Origin of the sequence: Sphingomonas sp. (assembly GCF_035317925.1) — a bacterium.
Lineage (GTDB): Bacteria > Pseudomonadota > Alphaproteobacteria > Sphingomonadales > Sphingomonadaceae > Sphingomonas_I.
The window spans coordinates 1-16,107 of the sequence record NZ_DATHFV010000026.1 but is presented as its reverse complement, the minus strand read 5'-3'; the positions used below and the strand labels follow the sequence as shown (position 1 = coordinate 16,107).

The window sequence follows — 16,107 nt, the reverse complement described above, 5'->3', positions numbered from 1 at the left end:
GGCGGCCATGGCTGCCAGGAGAAAGATAGCGCGCCACTGCGCCAGTTCATGATCGAGATCACCGCCGCGATCCGCTCGGTCGACAAGGATCATATGATCGTGATCGAGGGCAATTGCTGGGGTAACAATTATGCCGGCGTGCTGCCCTTGTGGGACGGCAACATGGCGCTGAGCTTTCACAAATATTGGAACGCCAATGACGAGGCCTCGGTCGCGGCGGCGCTGAAGCTGCGCGACGACAATCATGCCCCGGTGTGGATGGGCGAATCGGGCGAGAATTCGGACGTCTGGTTCCGCGACGTGATCGCCCTGGTCGAGGCGCACGACATCGGCTGGTCCTTCTGGCCGCTCAAGAAACTGGGCTTCAACAATCCGCTCGAAGTCGTGCCCAATCCCGGCTGGGCGCCGCTTGCCGCCTGGCTGCGCGGCGATGCCGGCGCGGCGAAGCCGAGCGCGGACGCGGCGTGGGCGGCACTGTCCGGCCTCGCAAATCACGACATACGCTTCGAGAACAACCTGCCGCATCCCGAGGTGATCGACGCCATGTTCCGGCAGCCGCACAGCGACGCGAGCCTGCCGTTCAAGCATCACGCGATCGGCGCAGGCGAGGCAGCGATCGCGGCGGTCGACTACGACATGGGCCGCGCGGGCCATGTCTATCGCGACACGGTCGACGCCGACTATCATATCGCGACGGGCACGGCCGAGACGGCGGGCAATAGCGGGCGGACCTACCGCAATGACGGCGTCGATATCGCGATCGGCAAAAATGGCCCCGAAGTCGCCGATTTCCGCGACGGCGAGTGGATGGCCTACACGCTCGACGCGCAAGCTGCGGGCAGCCGCGCGATCGCGTTGGACGGTGGCGGCAGCGGTACGATCGCGCTGTCGCTCAACGGAGCACCGCCGGTGACGGTGGCGCTATCGGGCAGCGATTGGGCGAACGTCCGCGCGCCGGGTTTCGTCTTCCTGCCGGGCAATAACCGGCTGGTCGTCAGCGCGGTCCATTGCGATTGCCGGCTGTCGCGGATCCGCGTGCTGGCGAAATAGTCAGAACGCGCCGCCCAAAGCGCGCACCAGATCGGCCGCCACGTCGAGCCGGCGGGCGTGAATCTGGAGCAAGGTGCGTTCGGCGTCGAGCGCGGCGGTCTGCGCGGTGACCACCTCCAGATAATCGGACGCGCCGTCGCGATAGCGGATCAGGGCCAGATCGCGCGTCCGCTCGGCGGCGGTGACGGCGTGCTGCTGATCCTGCTCCTGTGCCGCCAATTGCCGGCCGAGCGCGATATCGTCCTCGACCTCGCGGAAGGCGGTCAGCACGGTCGAGCGGTAATTGGCCGCCGCCTCGTCGAACTGCGCGCGAGATATCTTGACCTGCGCACTGCGCGCGCCGCCGTCGAACAAGGTGAGCGCGGCGCCGATCGGACCCAGCGCCCAGAAACCGCTCGAAGCCGACAGGAGGTTATGCCCCTGCGTCGCTTCGTAACCGCCCGCCGCGCCCAGGCTGATCGTGGGGAAGAAAGCGGCCCGGGCAACGCCGATCCGGGCATTGGCGGCATAGACGCGCCGTTCCGCCGCCGCGATGTCGGGTCGCCGCTCGAGCAGGGTCGAGGGCAGACCGGCCGGGATCGCGGGCGGTGCGAGGTTGGTGTCGGCAACCGCGAGCGCGAAGCTCGACGGGCTTTCACCGAGCAGGATCGCGATCGCATGTTCCAGATTGGCACGGTCGGCGAGCACCGCGTCCAGTTCGGAGCGCGCGCTGGCAAGCTGTGCATCGGCGCGGCTGACGTCGATGCCGGAGGCGACGCCGCCTTGATGGCGGTCGTTGGTCAGAGCCGAGGCGCGGCCGAACGCGTCGACTGTCTGGCGCAGCAGGACGATGCGCGCGTCGAGCCCGCGCATGTCGAAATAGGAGGTCGCAAGCTGCGCCTGAAGGCCAAGCCGCACTGCCGCCAGGTCCGATCCGCTCGCATGCGCTTCGGCGGTGGCGGCGCGAACCGAATTGGCGATCCGCCCGAACAGATCGAGCTCGTAGGACAGCGAGGCGCCGACGGCGGCGTCGTTGAACGTCTGCGTCGTCCCCGGCGAGAACGGCCGGTTGGCGGATTCGCGGCTGCGGCCGTAGCCCGCCTGCGCATCGACCTCAGGAAACAGATCGGCGCGCGCAACCCGCGCCTGCGCCCGCGCCTGGGCGTAGCGCGCCGCGGCGGCGGCGAGGCTGGGATTGGCGCCCTCGATCCGATCCTCGAGCGCGCTCAGCGTCGGATCGTCGAATGCCTGCCACCATTTGCCGGCGGGCGGGACCGCCGTCCCGGCCGGCTGCCAGCCGGGCACTTCCTTGAAGGACGCCGCCGTCGGCACCGCCGGCTGGTGATAGACGGGCGCAAGCGAACAGCCGGCGAGCGACGTCGCCGCCAGCGCGAGCGCGATCAGTTTACTTGGCCGCATTCGGCTTTCCCGAAGACGGCGCGACCCGGACCGGGTCACCCGGCGCGAGCGAATCCGGCGGGCTGTCGATCACGTTGTCCTGCGCGGTGATGCCCGAACCGATTTCGACATTATTGCCATTGTCCTGCGCGACCGCGACGGCGCGGAATTGCGCCTTGCCGTCGGGTCCGAGCACCGCAACCTGCGTGCCCTTGCCGTTCACGATCAGCGCGCTGGCCGGCAACTGCACGCGGTTCGACGTGCCCTGGACCGGGAAGCTGACCTGCGCATAGGCGCCGGGCTTGAGCGCTCTGTCGCCATTCGGCGCCTGCAATTCGATCAGCACCGTGCCCGATGCGGGATCGACCGCATCGGCGGTACGGGTCAGCACCGCGTCGAAGTCGCGGCCGGGATATTCGGGCAGTGCCAGGCTGGCGTGCATGCCGACATGGATCTGGCCCGACGAGCCCTGCGGCACGCGGACATAGATGCGGATGCGGCTGATGTCGGATACGGTGAACAATGGCGACGATCCGGTCGCGCCGGCGGTCACCAGCTGGCCGATCTGGGTGGCGCGGCTGGTGATCGTGCCGGAGAAGGGCGCGACCAGGCGGGTGAAACCCTGCGTCGCGCTCAACCGCGCGACGTTGGCCGCGGCCGCGTTGGCGGCGGCGCTCTTGGCCTTGAGATCGCCCAGTTTCTCGTCGGTTTCCTGCTTCGACACCGCATCCTTGGCGAGCAGGCCGGACCAGCGCGTCGCGGTCGAGCGGGCGAGATCCTGATTGGCGCGCGCGGTCTGGAGGTCGGCGCGCGCGGCGGCGAGTTGCTGATCGACCTCGGGCGCGTCGAGGATGGCGAGCAGCTGGCCTGCGCGGACATTGTCGCCGATATCGACCAGCCAGCGCTGCACATAGCCGTTGGTGCGCGCGAAGATCGGCGCGCTGTTATAGGCCTGCAGATTGCCGGGCAGGGTCAGCCCGTCGGCCTTCGCGATCCCGGTCGGGTGGATCAATGTCACCAGCGGCGTCGCCTGTTCGTGCGTCCAGGTCGCGAGCTGGCGATCATTGTGCCAGCGGCTGAACAGGCCCCAGGCGACGATCGCCAGCGCGATGATCGCGGCGGCGATGCCGACTTTCTTCAGGGTGCTGCCTTCATCAGGCATGGGCTTCCTCCAGCGGGCTGTCGTCGAGCGTCGGCGCGGCGGCGACGGGGCGGTTCTTGTGTACGAGGCTGAAAATGACGGGGACGAACATCAGGGTCGCGAACGTGGCGACGGTCAATCCGCCGATCACCGCGCGGCCCAGCGGCGCATTCTGTTCGCCGCCTTCGCCCAGGCTCATCGCCATCGGCAGCATGCCGATGATCATCGCCAGCGCGGTCATCAGCACCGGACGGAAGCGCGTCATGCCGGCGTCCAGCGCGGCGCGCACGGCATCGCCATGTTCGGCCAGTTTTTCCCGCGCGAAACTCACCACCAGGATCGAATTGGCGGTGGCCACGCCCATGCACATGATCGCGCCGGTCAGCGCGGGAACCGACAAAGTCGTGCCGGTCGTGAACAGCATCCAGATGATGCCCGCGAGCGCGCCGGGCAAAGCGGTGATGATCACGAACGGATCGAGCCAGGACTGGAAGTTCACGACGATCAGCAGATAGATCAGCACGATCGCGCCGATCAGACCGAAGCCAAGACCCGAAAAGGCGGTCTTCATCGTCGCATATTGGCCACGCAAGGTGACGGTCGCGCCCTTGGGCGCCTCTGCCTTGAGCGATTTGAGCACATGCTGGATGTCGCCCGCGACCGCGCCCAGATCGCGCCCGTTGGGGGTGGCGTAGATGTCGACCGCCGGCGCGATATTGTAATGCGACACCACCGCCGGCGACGTGCCGCGCGTGATCGTGCCGATGCCGCCCAGCACCTGCGGCGTGCTGCCGGGCGATCCGGTGACGGGCACGTTGGCAAGGTCGCTGATCGAGGCGACCTGGCGCTCGGGCGTCTGTGCGACCACCGGATAGGACACGCCGTTGTCGGGATTGAGGAAGAAGACCGGCGCGGTCTGCTGCGTGCCCGCGAGCGAGCTGCCGAGGCTGTTGGTCACGTCGCGTTCGGTCAGGCCGAGCTGGCCGACCCGGCTGCGGTCGATATCGACATTGAGCTGCGGATAGCGCGAGCTTTGCTGGATACGCGCGTCGGCGACGCCGGGGATCGCCGCGATCCGCTTGAGGATCTTCTGCGCATACACCGTATTGGCGTCGCTATCCTTGCTCGAGACCTGAATATCGATCGGCGCGGGCGCGCCGAAGTTCAGGATCTGGCTGGTGATGTCTGCCGGCAGGAAGGCGAAGGTCGATCCGGGGAAGGCACCCGGCAAAGTCTCGCGCAGCTTGCGGATATAGTCGGCGGTCGGGCGATGATGCTTCGACAGCTGGATCAGCACATCGCCGTCCTGCGGGCCGATCGTGCCCGAATTGTTATAGGTCGTGTTGATCGCGCTGACCGGCAGGCCGATATTTTCGACCACCGATACCAGTTCGTCGGGCGGGATGACCTGGCGGATACGCGCTTCGATCCGGTCGAACTGCGCCGACGTGTCCTCGATCCGGCTGCCGATCGGCGCGCGCACGTGCATCGCGATCTGCCCGGCATCGACGTTCGGGAAGAAATTCTCGCCGAGGAACGGCACCAGCAGGAACGACAGCAGGACCACCGCGAGGAAGCCGATCACGAACGGCTTGGGCACGTGCAGCGCACGCTCCAGCAACGCGCCATAGCGCACGCGGACCCGCTCGAACCGGCCTTCGAAGCCGCGCTGGAACCGGACCAGCGGATTGGTGGACGTCGCGCTGCCCGCGGCATGTTCGTCCTCGCCGGCCTTGTGCGGCTTGAGCAGGAACATCGCCATCGTCGGCACCAAAGTCCGCGACAGGATGAAGGACGCGATCATCGCGAACACCACCGCCAACGCGAGCGGTACGAACAGGAAGCCCGCCACGCCCGGCAGGAAGAACATCGGCACGAACACGATGCAGATGCACAGCAGCGAAACGAACGCCGGGGTCACGATCTGCGCGGCGCCGTCGAGGATCGATTGCTTGACGCCTTTGCCATGCTCCAGATGCCAGTTGATATTCTCGATCGTCACGGTCGCATCGTCGACCAGGATGCCGACCGCCAAGCTTAGCCCGCCCAAGGTCATGATGTTGAGCGTGTTGCCCGTCGCCGCCAACGCGATGATCGCGGACAGGATCGCGAGCGGGATCGAGATCGCGATGATCACGGTCGACCGCCAGGATCCCAGGAACAAGAGGATCATCGCGCTGGTCAGCGCGGCCGCGATGGCGCCTTCCTTGACCACGCCCGAAATCGCTGCCCGCACGAATATCGACTGATCGCCGATCGGCACGATCCTGAGCGTGGACGGCAAGGTCGCCTCGATATTGGGCAGCGCGTCCTTGATCCCCTGCACGATCGCCAGCGTCGAGGTCGCGCCGTTCTTGAGGACGGTGATCAGCACCGAGCGCGAACCGTCGACATGGACGACGTTGGTCTGCACCGCCGAGCCGTCGCGGACGTGCGCCACGTCGCGCATGAACACGGTGCCGCCATTGGCCTGCTTGATCGGCAGGTCGTTCAGCGCCTCGACCGAATTGGGGGCATTGTTGAGCTGCACATTGTACTGGAAGCCGCCGATCTTGGCGAAACCGGCCGGGGTGATCTGGTTCTGCGCGGCGATGGCATTGCCGACATCCTGGGCCGACAGCCCCTTGGATTGCAGCGCCTGGGGATCGAGATCGATCTGGATCTGGCGCGTCTTGCCGCCCGACGGATAAGGGATTGCGGCGCCCGGCACGGTCACCAGACCGGTACGGACCTGATTGACCGCGATGTCGAACATCTGGCCTTCGGACAGGCCCTTGCCCGACAGAGCGAGCTGCAGGATCGGCACGGTCGAAGCATTATAGTTCAGGATCAGCGGCGGCGTCACACCCGGCGGCAGCTGCTTGAGCACGCTCTGCGCCACCGACGTCACCTGCGCGGTGGCGGTGCGGATGTCGGCCCCAGGCTGGAAATAGATCTTGATCACGCCGATGCCCGGCAGCGACTGGCTTTCGATATGGTCAATGTCGTTGACGGTGGTGGTCAGCACGCGCTCGAACGGCGTGATGATGCGGCCCGACATGTCGCCCGGCGACAGGCCCTGATATTGCCATGCGGTGGCGATCACCGGCACGCCGATATTGGGGAAAATATCGACAGGCGTCCGGATCGCGGCGAGCACGCCGATGATCAGGATCAGGATCGCCATGACGATGAACGTCAGCGGGCGGAGCAGCGCGATGCGTACGATGCCGATCATGGGGGGCTTTCGGCGGAATCTCTGGAGGCCCGATAGGGCCAGGAGCATAAAAAACGAACAGGCAGAATGACCGTCGGCAGCGCCGCGATCGTTGTGCAGCTGCGAAATGGGACTAAGCTACCGGTCAGTCCAATATCAATTGCAGTTTGATCGAGACGTTATAGATATCGATCCATGGAATTACGCCACCTTCGTTATTTCGTCGGCGTCGCCGAGGAGCTGCATTTCGGCCGCGCCGCCGCGCGGCTCGGCATCTCGCAACCGCCGCTCAGCCAGCAGATCATGGCGCTCGAGGGCGAATTGGGCGTGCAATTGCTCGACCGCACCAGCCGCAGCGTCGCCCTCACCGACGCGGGCACCCTGTTCCTGCGCGAGGCGCGCGCGACGCTGGCGCAGGCCGACCGGGCGATCACGGTCGCGCGCCGCGCCGCGCGCGGGGAATTGGGCGAGCTCACGATCGGCTTCAACGCCTCGGCGCCGTTCGTTCCGGCGGTTGCGCGCGCGATTCACGATTTCCGCATCGCCAGGCCCGACGTGCATCTGACCCTGTCCGAACTGCCCGAGCCGGAGCTGCGCGAGGCGCTGGCCGAACATTCGGTCGAGATCGGCTTTCTGCGCAGCTTCCGCCAGCCGGAGCTCGCGCCGGGCTTGCTGGCGCGCCTGGTGCTGCGCGAAGGCCTGGTCGTGGCGATGCGACCCGATCACCCGCTTGCCGCCAAGGAGGCGGTCACGGTACGCGATCTCCACCGCCAATCGATGATCTTCTATCAGCGCGGCCTGACGGGCGGCTTTACCGAGCAATTGCAGCGGCTGATGCGTACCGCCGAGGTCGAACCGATCATTGCCCAGGAAGTGCGCGAGGTATCGACCATGTTCGGTCTGGTCGCGGCCGGCGTCGGCGTCACCATCGTCGCGCGCTCGCTGCGCGCGCTGCAGGCGGTGAACCTGGTCTATCGCGATTTCGACGAGCCCGAGGCCAATAGCGCGATGTGGCTGGTCCATCAGCAACGCGTGTCGGAAACCGGACGTCATTTCCTGGCCGCGCTCGACGTGCACCCAACCGCGGGGTCTATTTGAGAAAGCCGGAACCGCAACAGAAAGCGCTCTTTCGCGCTTTCTCAGACTAGAGCCGGAACAAGGCCCAGACCAGAATCAGCATCGCCAGCGTCATCAGCACCGCGTCCCACGGCAAAGCCCAGACGCGGTGGCGGCGATACAGGTCCTGAAGATAGTCCTCCGCGGCATCCCCGCGCTCGACCAAAGTACGGCCCAGCCTTTTCACCGGCGCGCGCGAAAAGGCAGCCGCTTCGTCCTCGGCCGCGATCGGCCGTTCGAACGCGCAGCCATATTCGCCGCTTCGCGCCCACGTCACATAGGCGCGGGTCACGCCGGCACCGGCCAGGCCGATGCTGATTTCCTGCCCGATGCCGAGATCGGCTTCGGTCATGATGCGGATGCCGGAGCGCGAAAGATCGAGCACGAGCACGTCGACCGGATCGCCGCCATCGGTGCGCATCGTGCTCGGCGCGTCGGTTGCCCGCCGCTGCGCCATGCGCCCATTCCTGATGTGACCCGTCTCCAGCACGCAGCTCTCCTAGATTGGCCCTACGCTTATCCACTTATAGTTGCCAGAATCTAAAGGCCGGACGGCTGCGGGCTTGCTTTGAACCACCGCGCAGGATCATGGCGCCGCAAGCGCACGACGAAGGAATGGTTATGGATCTGGGCATCAAGGGCAGGACGGCGTTGGTCTGCGCGTCGAGCCAGGGGCTTGGCCGCGGTTGCGCCGAAGCGCTGGCCGCGGCCGGCGCGCGCGTGATCGTCAACGGCCGCGACGAGGCCAAGCTTCGTCGAACGGCAAACGAGATCGCGGCGGCGACCGGCGCGGAGATCGTGCCCGTGGTGACGGATGTCGGCACGGCCGATGGCCGCGCGGCGCTGCTCGCCGCCGCCGGAGACGTGGACATATTGGTCAACAATAATGGCGGACCGCCTCCCGCCGATTTCCGCGTGCTCGATCACGACCGGCTGCTCGCGGGGGTGGAGGCGAACATGCTCACGCCGATCGCGCTGATCCAGGCGGTGATCGACGGCATGATGCAGCGGCGCTTCGGCCGGATCGTCAACATCACCTCGGGATCGGTGAAGATGCCGAATGCGGGGCTCGATCTGTCGAGCGGCGCCCGGCTCGGCCTGACCGGCTTCGTCGCCGGCGTCGCGCGCCAGGTGGCGCACGCCAATGTCACCATCAACGGGCTGTTGCCGGGATCGTTCGATACCGCGCGCGGCACCGCGATCGACCAGAAACGCGCCGGCGATGGCGGCATCACGCTGGAACAGGCCCGTGCCGAGCGGATCGCCAAAGTGCCCGCGCGGCGCCTGGGCACGCCGCAGGAATTCGGCGCGGCCTGCGCGTTCCTGTGTTCTGCGCAGGCCGGCTATATCACCGGACAGAATCTGCTGATCGACGGCGGCGCCTTCCCAGGCGTGCTTTGACCGGCTGCGCGCCCGCATGTCGGGTAACCCAACATTGCTCGCATAACCGGTCCTGAGAGACTTTATTTTATTTCCGCTGCGCCGCAGCGCGGCTATGATCGTTCGATATAGGCGGCATATTATCGTTGGATAGTATCCCGCTCCCCTGCCACATCTTCTGTGCGAAGGCCCTCCCTGTTGGATGTTTTGCTTGATCGGCCAGCTTTTTGCGGCTCTTGGCGTGCGCCGATGAGATCGAGTCGCCGAGCCCCCCATAAATATGTCGCGCTGCTCCTGGCTGGCGCGGCGCTGTCCCTGTCCGGCTGCGGCGAAAAGAAGCCGCCGGCACCGCCGACGCCCGAAGCGGGCTATGTCGTGGTGCAGGCGAAATCGGTGGCGATGATGATCGAGCTGCCGGGGCGCACCTCGGCCTATGAGACATCGGACGTGCGGCCCCAGGTTTCGGGCGTCATCCAGGCACGCCTCTTCACCGAAGGCAGCATCGTCCACAAAGGCGAGACGCTCTATCAGATCGACCCGAGCCTCTATCGCGCCTCGGTCAACCAGGCGCAGGCCAATCTGCAGTCCGCCCAGGCCAGCCGCGAGGCCGCCGTCGTCAAGGCCGATCGCTACAAGCCGCTCGCCCAGATGCAGGCGGTCGCGCAGCAGGATTATACCGACGCGCTCGCTGCCGCGCGCCAGGCCAGTGCCAGCGTCGCGCAAAATGCCGCCGCGCTCGATACCGCGCGGATCAACCTGCGCTTCACCAGGGTGCCCGCGCCGATCACCGGCCGCATCAGCCGCTCGCTCTTCACCACCGGCGCACTCGTCACCTCGGGCCAGGCCGATCCGCTGACCACGATCCAGCGGCTCGACCCGATCTATGTCGATGTGCAGCAATCGAGTTCGGACCTGCTCGCGCTGCGCCAGTCGCTGGCGTCGGGCGGCACGACGCCGTCATCGACGGTGGTCCATCTCAAGCTCGAAAACGGCAGCGATTATCCCTTTGCGGGCACGGTCGAGTTCGCCGAGGAAATGGTCGATCCCGCCACCGGCGCGGTGACCTTGCGTGCGCGCTTCCCCAATCCGCAGGGCCTGCTGCTGCCGGGCATGTATGTCCGCGCCGAATTCAGCCAGGCGACCACGCATAACGGCATCCTCGTGCCGCAGGCGGGCGTCAGCCGCGACATGCAGGGCCACGCCACCGTGATGCTCGTCGGGCCGGACAACAAGGCGGTCAGCCGCGCGATCACCGCCGACCAGACCGTCGGCGACAGCTGGCTGGTAACCTCCGGTCTCAAGCCGGGCGACAAGGTGATCGTCGAAGGACTGGGCAAGGTGAAGCCGGGCAAGCCGATCCAGCCGGTCCCGGCGGGATCGAAGCCCCTTCCGGCACCGGGCGGCAAGAATGCCGACAAGGCTGACAAGGCCGCCGGGCACAGCGCCGGCTGACGGACCATGCTCAGCCGCATCTTCATCGATCGGCCCATCTTCGCATGGGTGATCGCGATCATCGTGATGATGCTCGGCATCGGCGGCGTCCTGACGCTGCCGGTCGAGCAATATCCCGACATCGCGCCGCCGCAGGTCAATATCCGCGCCACCTATCCGGGCGCGTCGGCGACCACGCTCGAATCCTCGGTCACGCAGGTGATCGAGCAGCAGCTGACCGGCATCGACGGGATGATCTATTTCCAGGCCACGTCCAACTCGGCGGGCCAGGTCACGGTCACGGTCACCTTCAACAAGGGCACCAATCCCGACATCGCGCAGGTGCAGGTCCAGAATAAGGTCCAGCAGGCGCTGCCCCGGCTGCCGCAGCAGGTGCAGCAGCAGGGCCTGGTCGTCACCAAGTCGAACCCAGACTTCCTGATGGTGATCGGCGTCTATGACGAGACCGACAAATCGAGCAGCATCGACGTCAGCGACTATCTCGTCTCCAATCTTCAGGACGGGCTTGGCCGCATCACGGGCGTCGGCGATTTCACCGTGTTCGGCACCCAATATGCGATGCGGATCTGGCTCGATCCCTACAAATTGCGCACCTACGGGCTGCAGCCGGGCGACGTGTCGACCGCGCTGCAGGCGCAGAACACGCAGATTTCGGCGGGCCAGGTCGGCCAGCAGCCGATGCCGGATACGCAGATGCTGAACGCGATCGTAACATCGCGTTCGCGCCTGACCTCGGTCGACCAGTTCAAGCAGGTCGTGGTGAAGTCGAATCCGGACGGGTCCAAGGTCCTGCTGAAGGACGTCGCCCGGATGGAACTGGGCAGCGAGAATTATACAACCGTCAGCACCGTGAACGGCCATCCGGGCTCGGCCATCGCGGTTCAGCTGGCGCCGGGGGCCGACGCGCTCAAGACGTCCGAACTGGTACGCGCCTATATCAAGCAGCGCGCCGGCGCCTTCCCGCCCGGCTACAAATATGATTTCCCCAACGACAGCACCGCCTTCATCAAATTGTCGGTGATCGACGTGGTCAAGACGTTGATCGAGGCGATCATCCTCGTCGTCATCGTCATGTTCGTCTTCCTGCAGAGCTGGCGCGCAACCCTGATCCCCGCGATCGCGGTGCCGGTGGTGCTGCTCGGCACGTTCGGTATCCTCGCCGCGGCCGGCTTCTCGATCAACGTGCTGACCCTGTTCGGCATGGTGCTCGCGATCGGCCTGCTCGTCGACGACGCGATCGTCGTGGTCGAAAATGTCGAGCGCGTGATGGAGGAAGAGCCCGATCTTTCCCCGCGTGAGGCCACGATCAAGTCGATGGGCGAAATCAACGTCGCGCTGATCGCGATCGCCCTCGTCCTGTCGGCGGTGTTCCTGCCGATGGCCTTCTTCGGCGGATCGACCGGCGTGATCTACCGTCAATTCTCGATCACGATCGTGTCGTCGATGGCTTTGTCGGTGATGGTCGCGCTGATCCTTTCGCCCGCGCTCGCCGCCACCTTGCTCAAGCGGCCGGACGAGGAGGCGCGCGCCGGCGGCAACATCGTGGTCCGCAAGGCGCACGAATATGGCGAGAAGTTCAACGACTCGTTCCGCCGCACGTCCGAGAAATACCGCAATAGCGTGGCCTCGATGATCGACCATATGGGTTGGTCGATGCTCGCCTACGGGCTGGTCTGCGCGCTGCTGGTGATCCTGTTCATCCGCCTGCCCACCAGCTTCCTGCCCGTCGAGGATCAGGGCATCGCGCAGATCCAGTTCACCCTGCCCTCCGGTGCGACCCAGGCGCGATCGGTCAAAAGCGCCAAGACGATTTCGGATTATTTCCTCAACAAGGAAAAGGATGACACCTCCGCGGTCCTGCTGGTCGTGGGCAGCAATCAGGCCGGCAGCGGTCAGAATGTCGGCCGCGGCTTCCTCGCGCTCAAGCCCTGGGACAAGCGCCCGGGTTCGGAGCGTAGCGCGCCGGTGATCGCCCAGCGCGCGACCCGGCAGCTTGGCCATCAGATGCGCGACGTCGAATTCTACGCGCTCAATCCACCCCCGGTGCGCGGCCTCGGTCAGTCGAGCGGCTTCACGCTCGAGCTGATGAACACGGGCGGCCTCAGCCGCGACGCGTTCGAGAAGAGCGTGAATCAGCTTATGGCGGACGCGCGCGACAATCCGCGCCTGGCCGCGGTGCGCCTGAACAACCTGCCCTCGACGCCGACCCTCTCGGTCGACATCGACGCGGAGAAAGCCGGGGCACTGGGCCTGAGCCAGAGCGATATCGATACGACTTTGTCCTCCGCCTGGGGCGGAACCTACGTCAACGACTGGGTCGATCGCGGTCGCGTCAAGCGCGTCTATATCCAGGGCGATGCGGCCTTCCGTGCACGGCCCGAGGATATTGGCGACTGGTACGTCCGCAATACGAGCGGGACGATGACGCCGTTCTCGGCCTTCTCGTCGCAGCATTGGTCGCTCGCGCCCAACGTGCTGACGCGCTTCAACGGCAATGGCTCCTACGAAATCCAGGGTCAGGCCGCGCCGGGCCACAGCTCGGGCGACGCGATGCGGGTCATCGCCGGCATGGCCGCCAAGCTGCCCGGCACCTCGGTCGCGTGGTCGGGCATCTCCTATCAGGAGCAATTGTCGGGCGGGCAGGCGCCGATCCTCTACGGCCTGTCGCTAGTCGTCGTGTTCCTGTGCCTGGCGGCGCTCTACGAAAGCTGGTCGGTGCCGTTCGCGGTCATGCTGGTCATGCCGTTGGGCCTGGTCGGTGCGGGAATCGCGGTCGCGCTGCGCGGCCTTACCAACGATGTCTATTTCCAGATCGGCCTGCTCACCACGATGGGCCTGTCCGCCAAGAACGCGATCCTGATCGTCGAATTCGCCGAGCAGGCCGAGCATCAGGGCAAGAAGCCGCTCGAGGCGGCGCTCGAAGCCGCGCGCGTGCGTCTGCGCCCGATCATCATGACCAGCCTCGCCTTCATGTTCGGCGTATTCCCGCTCGTGATCGCGAGCGGTGCGGGCGCGCAGAGCCGGATCGAGATCGGCACCGCGGTGATCGGCGGCATGCTGACCGCAACCGTGCTCGCCATCTTCTACATCCCCTTGTTCTTCGTGCTGGTGCGCAAGATCTTCCGCCACCACGATCTGACGCCCGAGGAGCGCGCCGCCGCCGACGCACAGCGCCACCAGGAAATCGAGGCGAAGCGCGCCGCCGATGGGGAGCAGCCCGCATGAAGCGCGCAGCCGCTCTCCTCGCGCTGAGTGCGCTCACCGCGTGCAGCATGGATCCGCATTATGTGCGGCCGACGCCGGCGGTGCCGCCGAGCTTCCCGCAGGGTGGCGCCTACGCGCAACAGAACGAAGCGCCGCTGCCGAGCGTGAGCTATCGCGACATCTTCCGCGACGCGCGGCTGCAAGCGATCGTCGAGCAGGCGCTCGCCAACAATCAGGACCTGCGCCAGGCGCTCGCCAACATCCAGTCGGCACGCGCGCTCTACCGCGTCCAGCGCGCGGATATCTTCCCCGCGATCGACGCCAGCGCGGGCGTGACCACACGCCGCGGATCGACCCCGGGCGGCACGAATACGGGTACGGGCGGCACGACCAACGGCGGCACCAGCGGCCACGACACGGTCACGACCTACGATCTCCAGGCGGGCACGACCGCGTGGGAGATCGACCTGTTCGGGCGGCTGCAGAGCCTGAGCCGGTCCGCCTTCAACCAATATCTCGCGACCGACGCGGCCGCGCGCGCGACCCGGCTCACTTTGGTTTCCGACATCGCCGACGCGTGGCTCCAGCTCGCCGCCGATCGCAGCCTGCTGCTGATCGCCGAGGATACCGAAAAGAGCGCGCAGACCAGCGTCGATCTGACCCAGAAGCGCCTCGATGGCGGTGTCGCACCGCGCACCGACCTGCGCCAGGCGCAAACCGTGCTCGCGACCGCGCAGGCGGACCACGCGCGCCAGATGACCTTGGTCGCGCAGGACATCAATGCGCTGCAATTGCTGGTCGGCGCTCCCGTCGCGGATACGTTGCTGCCGACGACGATCGAGGATGCCGACGGCAAGCTCGCCGAATTGCCGGCCGGCCTCGATTCGACGATCCTGCTGCGCCGCCCGGATGTGGTGGAGGCGGAATACCAGCTGCGTGCCTCCAACGCCCGGATCGGCGCGGCGCGCGCCGCTTTCTTCCCGCGCATCTCGCTGACCGCGGTCGCCGGCCTCGCCAGCACCGCTCTGTCGAGCCTGTTCACAGGGGGCGCTTTCGCCTGGACGGTCGCGCCATCGGCGACCCTGCCGATCTTCGATGGCGGCGCCAATGCCGGCAACCTCGCTTATGCCAAAGCGCAGCGCGAAGCCTATCTCGCCGCCTATCAGAAGGCGATCCAGACCGCGTTCCGCGAAGTTTCCGACGCGCTCGCCCGGCGCGGCACGATCGATGCGGAGACCCAGGCCGATCAGCTCAACGCCACCGCCGCCGAGGACACGCTCAACCTCGACATCGCGCGCTACCGCCAGGGCATCGATCCCTATCTCAACACGCTCGACGCCCAGCGCACCTTCTATGCGGCGCGCCAGACGGTGGTGAACATCCGCCTGACCAGGGCCCAGAATCTGGTCGATCTGTATCAGACGCTCGGCGGCGACCAATTGGTCCAGGCGATGCCGCCACCGCCGTTGCCGGGCAGCGCCCGCAAATAACCCGTCGCGCCTCAGCGCCCGATCATTTCCGCGCCGGCATCGGGATGGAAGCGGACGTTAACCAGCAACGCCGCCAGCGAGATGGCAGTGACCACCCAGAAAGCGGCCGAGAAATCGGCAAAGCCGGGTTCCGCCCGTTTCGCGAGCGCCATCGAGACATGAAGCGCGGTCGCGCCGGTGCAGATGCCGAGCGACAGCATCAGCTGCTGGAAGGTGGCGTAAAAGCTGGTCGCGACGCTCATCCGCTCCTTGCCGATCTCGTCATAGGCGATCGTGTTGTAGGCGGTGAATTGGAACGACATGAAGAAGCCGGACAGCGCCAATACTGCGAACATCAGCGGAAACGGCTAGCCCGGCCGGAACAATCCGCACAGCGCGTAACCGCCGGCGGAAAGGACCCCCATCAGGATCAGGCTCGATCGGAAACCCAGCCGGCGCAGCAGACGGAGCGCCAGCCCCTTCATCCCGAACGAGCCGATCGCGGTGGCGACGGTCATCATGCCGCTCTGGGCCGCGCTCAGCCCGAACGCCAATTGCATCATCAACGGCAGCAGGAAGGGCTGCGCACCCTGCGTGATGCGCGTCAGCGATCCGCCGATCACGGACAGGCGGAATGTCGGGATCCGCATCAAGGACAGATCGAGTATCGGATGTGCGGCGCGGCGCGCGTGCAGCAGATATAGCGCGCCTGCGACAATCCC

Annotated in this window: 11 protein-coding genes and 1 pseudogene; 6 read left to right on the top strand and 6 right to left on the bottom strand. The window is 66.3% G+C overall.

Annotated features, from left to right (window positions below; translation table 11 throughout):
* Nucleotides 1-1,050: cellulase family glycosylhydrolase (locus VK533_RS01870; protein WP_324374463.1), on the top strand; the 1,050-nt coding region annotated here is incomplete at its 5' end.
* Here the strand turns inward: VK533_RS01870 and VK533_RS01865 are convergent.
* The 3 genes from VK533_RS01865 to VK533_RS01855 are packed head-to-tail and all read right to left on the bottom strand — an operon-like array spanning nt 1,051 to nt 6,785.
* Entirely contained in the window at nt 1,051-2,448 is a 1,398-nt protein-coding gene (locus VK533_RS01865) for an efflux transporter outer membrane subunit (protein ID WP_324374461.1), read from the bottom strand.
* A complete protein-coding gene (locus VK533_RS01860) occupies nt 2,435-3,589 on the bottom strand; it encodes an efflux RND transporter periplasmic adaptor subunit (RefSeq protein ID WP_324374459.1) in 1,155 nt (384 codons plus the stop codon). The genes VK533_RS01865 and VK533_RS01860 overlap by 14 nt, the downstream gene beginning before the upstream one ends.
* Nucleotides 3,582-6,785: an efflux RND transporter permease subunit gene (locus VK533_RS01855; RefSeq protein ID WP_324374457.1), complete on the bottom strand. Its 3,204-nt coding sequence runs from the start codon at nt 6,783-6,785 to the stop codon at nt 3,582-3,584. The genes VK533_RS01860 and VK533_RS01855 overlap by 8 nt, the downstream gene beginning before the upstream one ends.
* Nucleotides 6,786-6,959: 174 nt before the next feature.
* On the opposite strand from VK533_RS01855, the gene VK533_RS01850 reads away from it, so the two are divergent.
* Nucleotides 6,960-7,862, top strand: a complete 903-nt coding sequence (locus VK533_RS01850) for a LysR substrate-binding domain-containing protein (RefSeq protein ID WP_324374456.1) — start codon at nt 6,960-6,962, stop codon at nt 7,860-7,862.
* A 46-nt stretch (nt 7,863-7,908) separates the two neighbouring features.
* Here the strand turns inward: VK533_RS01850 and VK533_RS01845 are convergent, their stop codons facing one another.
* Nucleotides 7,909-8,370, bottom strand: a complete 462-nt coding sequence (locus VK533_RS01845; protein WP_324374454.1) for a PilZ domain-containing protein — start codon at nt 8,368-8,370, stop codon at nt 7,909-7,911.
* 131 nt (nt 8,371-8,501) lie between these two features.
* On the opposite strand from VK533_RS01845, the gene VK533_RS01840 reads away from it, so the two are divergent.
* From VK533_RS01840 to VK533_RS01825, 4 genes are all read left to right on the top strand, one after another.
* Nucleotides 8,502-9,281: an SDR family oxidoreductase gene (locus VK533_RS01840; RefSeq protein WP_324374452.1), complete on the top strand. Its 780-nt coding sequence runs from the start codon at nt 8,502-8,504 to the stop codon at nt 9,279-9,281.
* Nucleotides 9,282-9,509: 228 nt separating this feature from the next.
* The gene (locus VK533_RS01835; RefSeq protein ID WP_324374450.1) at nt 9,510-10,712 is read left to right on the top strand and encodes an efflux RND transporter periplasmic adaptor subunit; all 1,203 of its coding nucleotides are present in this window, start codon (nt 9,510-9,512) and stop codon (nt 10,710-10,712) included.
* A 6-nt stretch (nt 10,713-10,718) separates the two neighbouring features.
* Nucleotides 10,719-13,937 (top strand): efflux RND transporter permease subunit, encoded by a 3,219-nt coding sequence (locus tag VK533_RS01830; RefSeq protein ID WP_324374448.1) that lies wholly within the window; start codon nt 10,719-10,721, stop codon nt 13,935-13,937.
* Nucleotides 13,934-15,406 (top strand): efflux transporter outer membrane subunit, encoded by a 1,473-nt coding sequence (locus VK533_RS01825; RefSeq protein WP_324374446.1) that lies wholly within the window; start codon nt 13,934-13,936, stop codon nt 15,404-15,406. The genes VK533_RS01830 and VK533_RS01825 overlap by 4 nt, the downstream gene beginning before the upstream one ends.
* Before the next feature lie 11 nt (nt 15,407-15,417).
* Here the strand turns inward: VK533_RS01825 and VK533_RS01820 are convergent, their stop codons facing one another.
* Nucleotides 15,418-15,741 carry a hypothetical protein gene (locus VK533_RS01820; RefSeq protein ID WP_324374444.1) on the bottom strand — a complete coding sequence of 108 codons (324 nt, stop codon included), beginning with the start codon at nt 15,739-15,741 and terminating at the stop codon, nt 15,418-15,420.
* A gap of 12 nt (nt 15,742-15,753) precedes the next feature.
* A pseudogene (locus VK533_RS01815) lies at nt 15,754-16,107 on the bottom strand (MFS transporter); the annotation flags it as partial.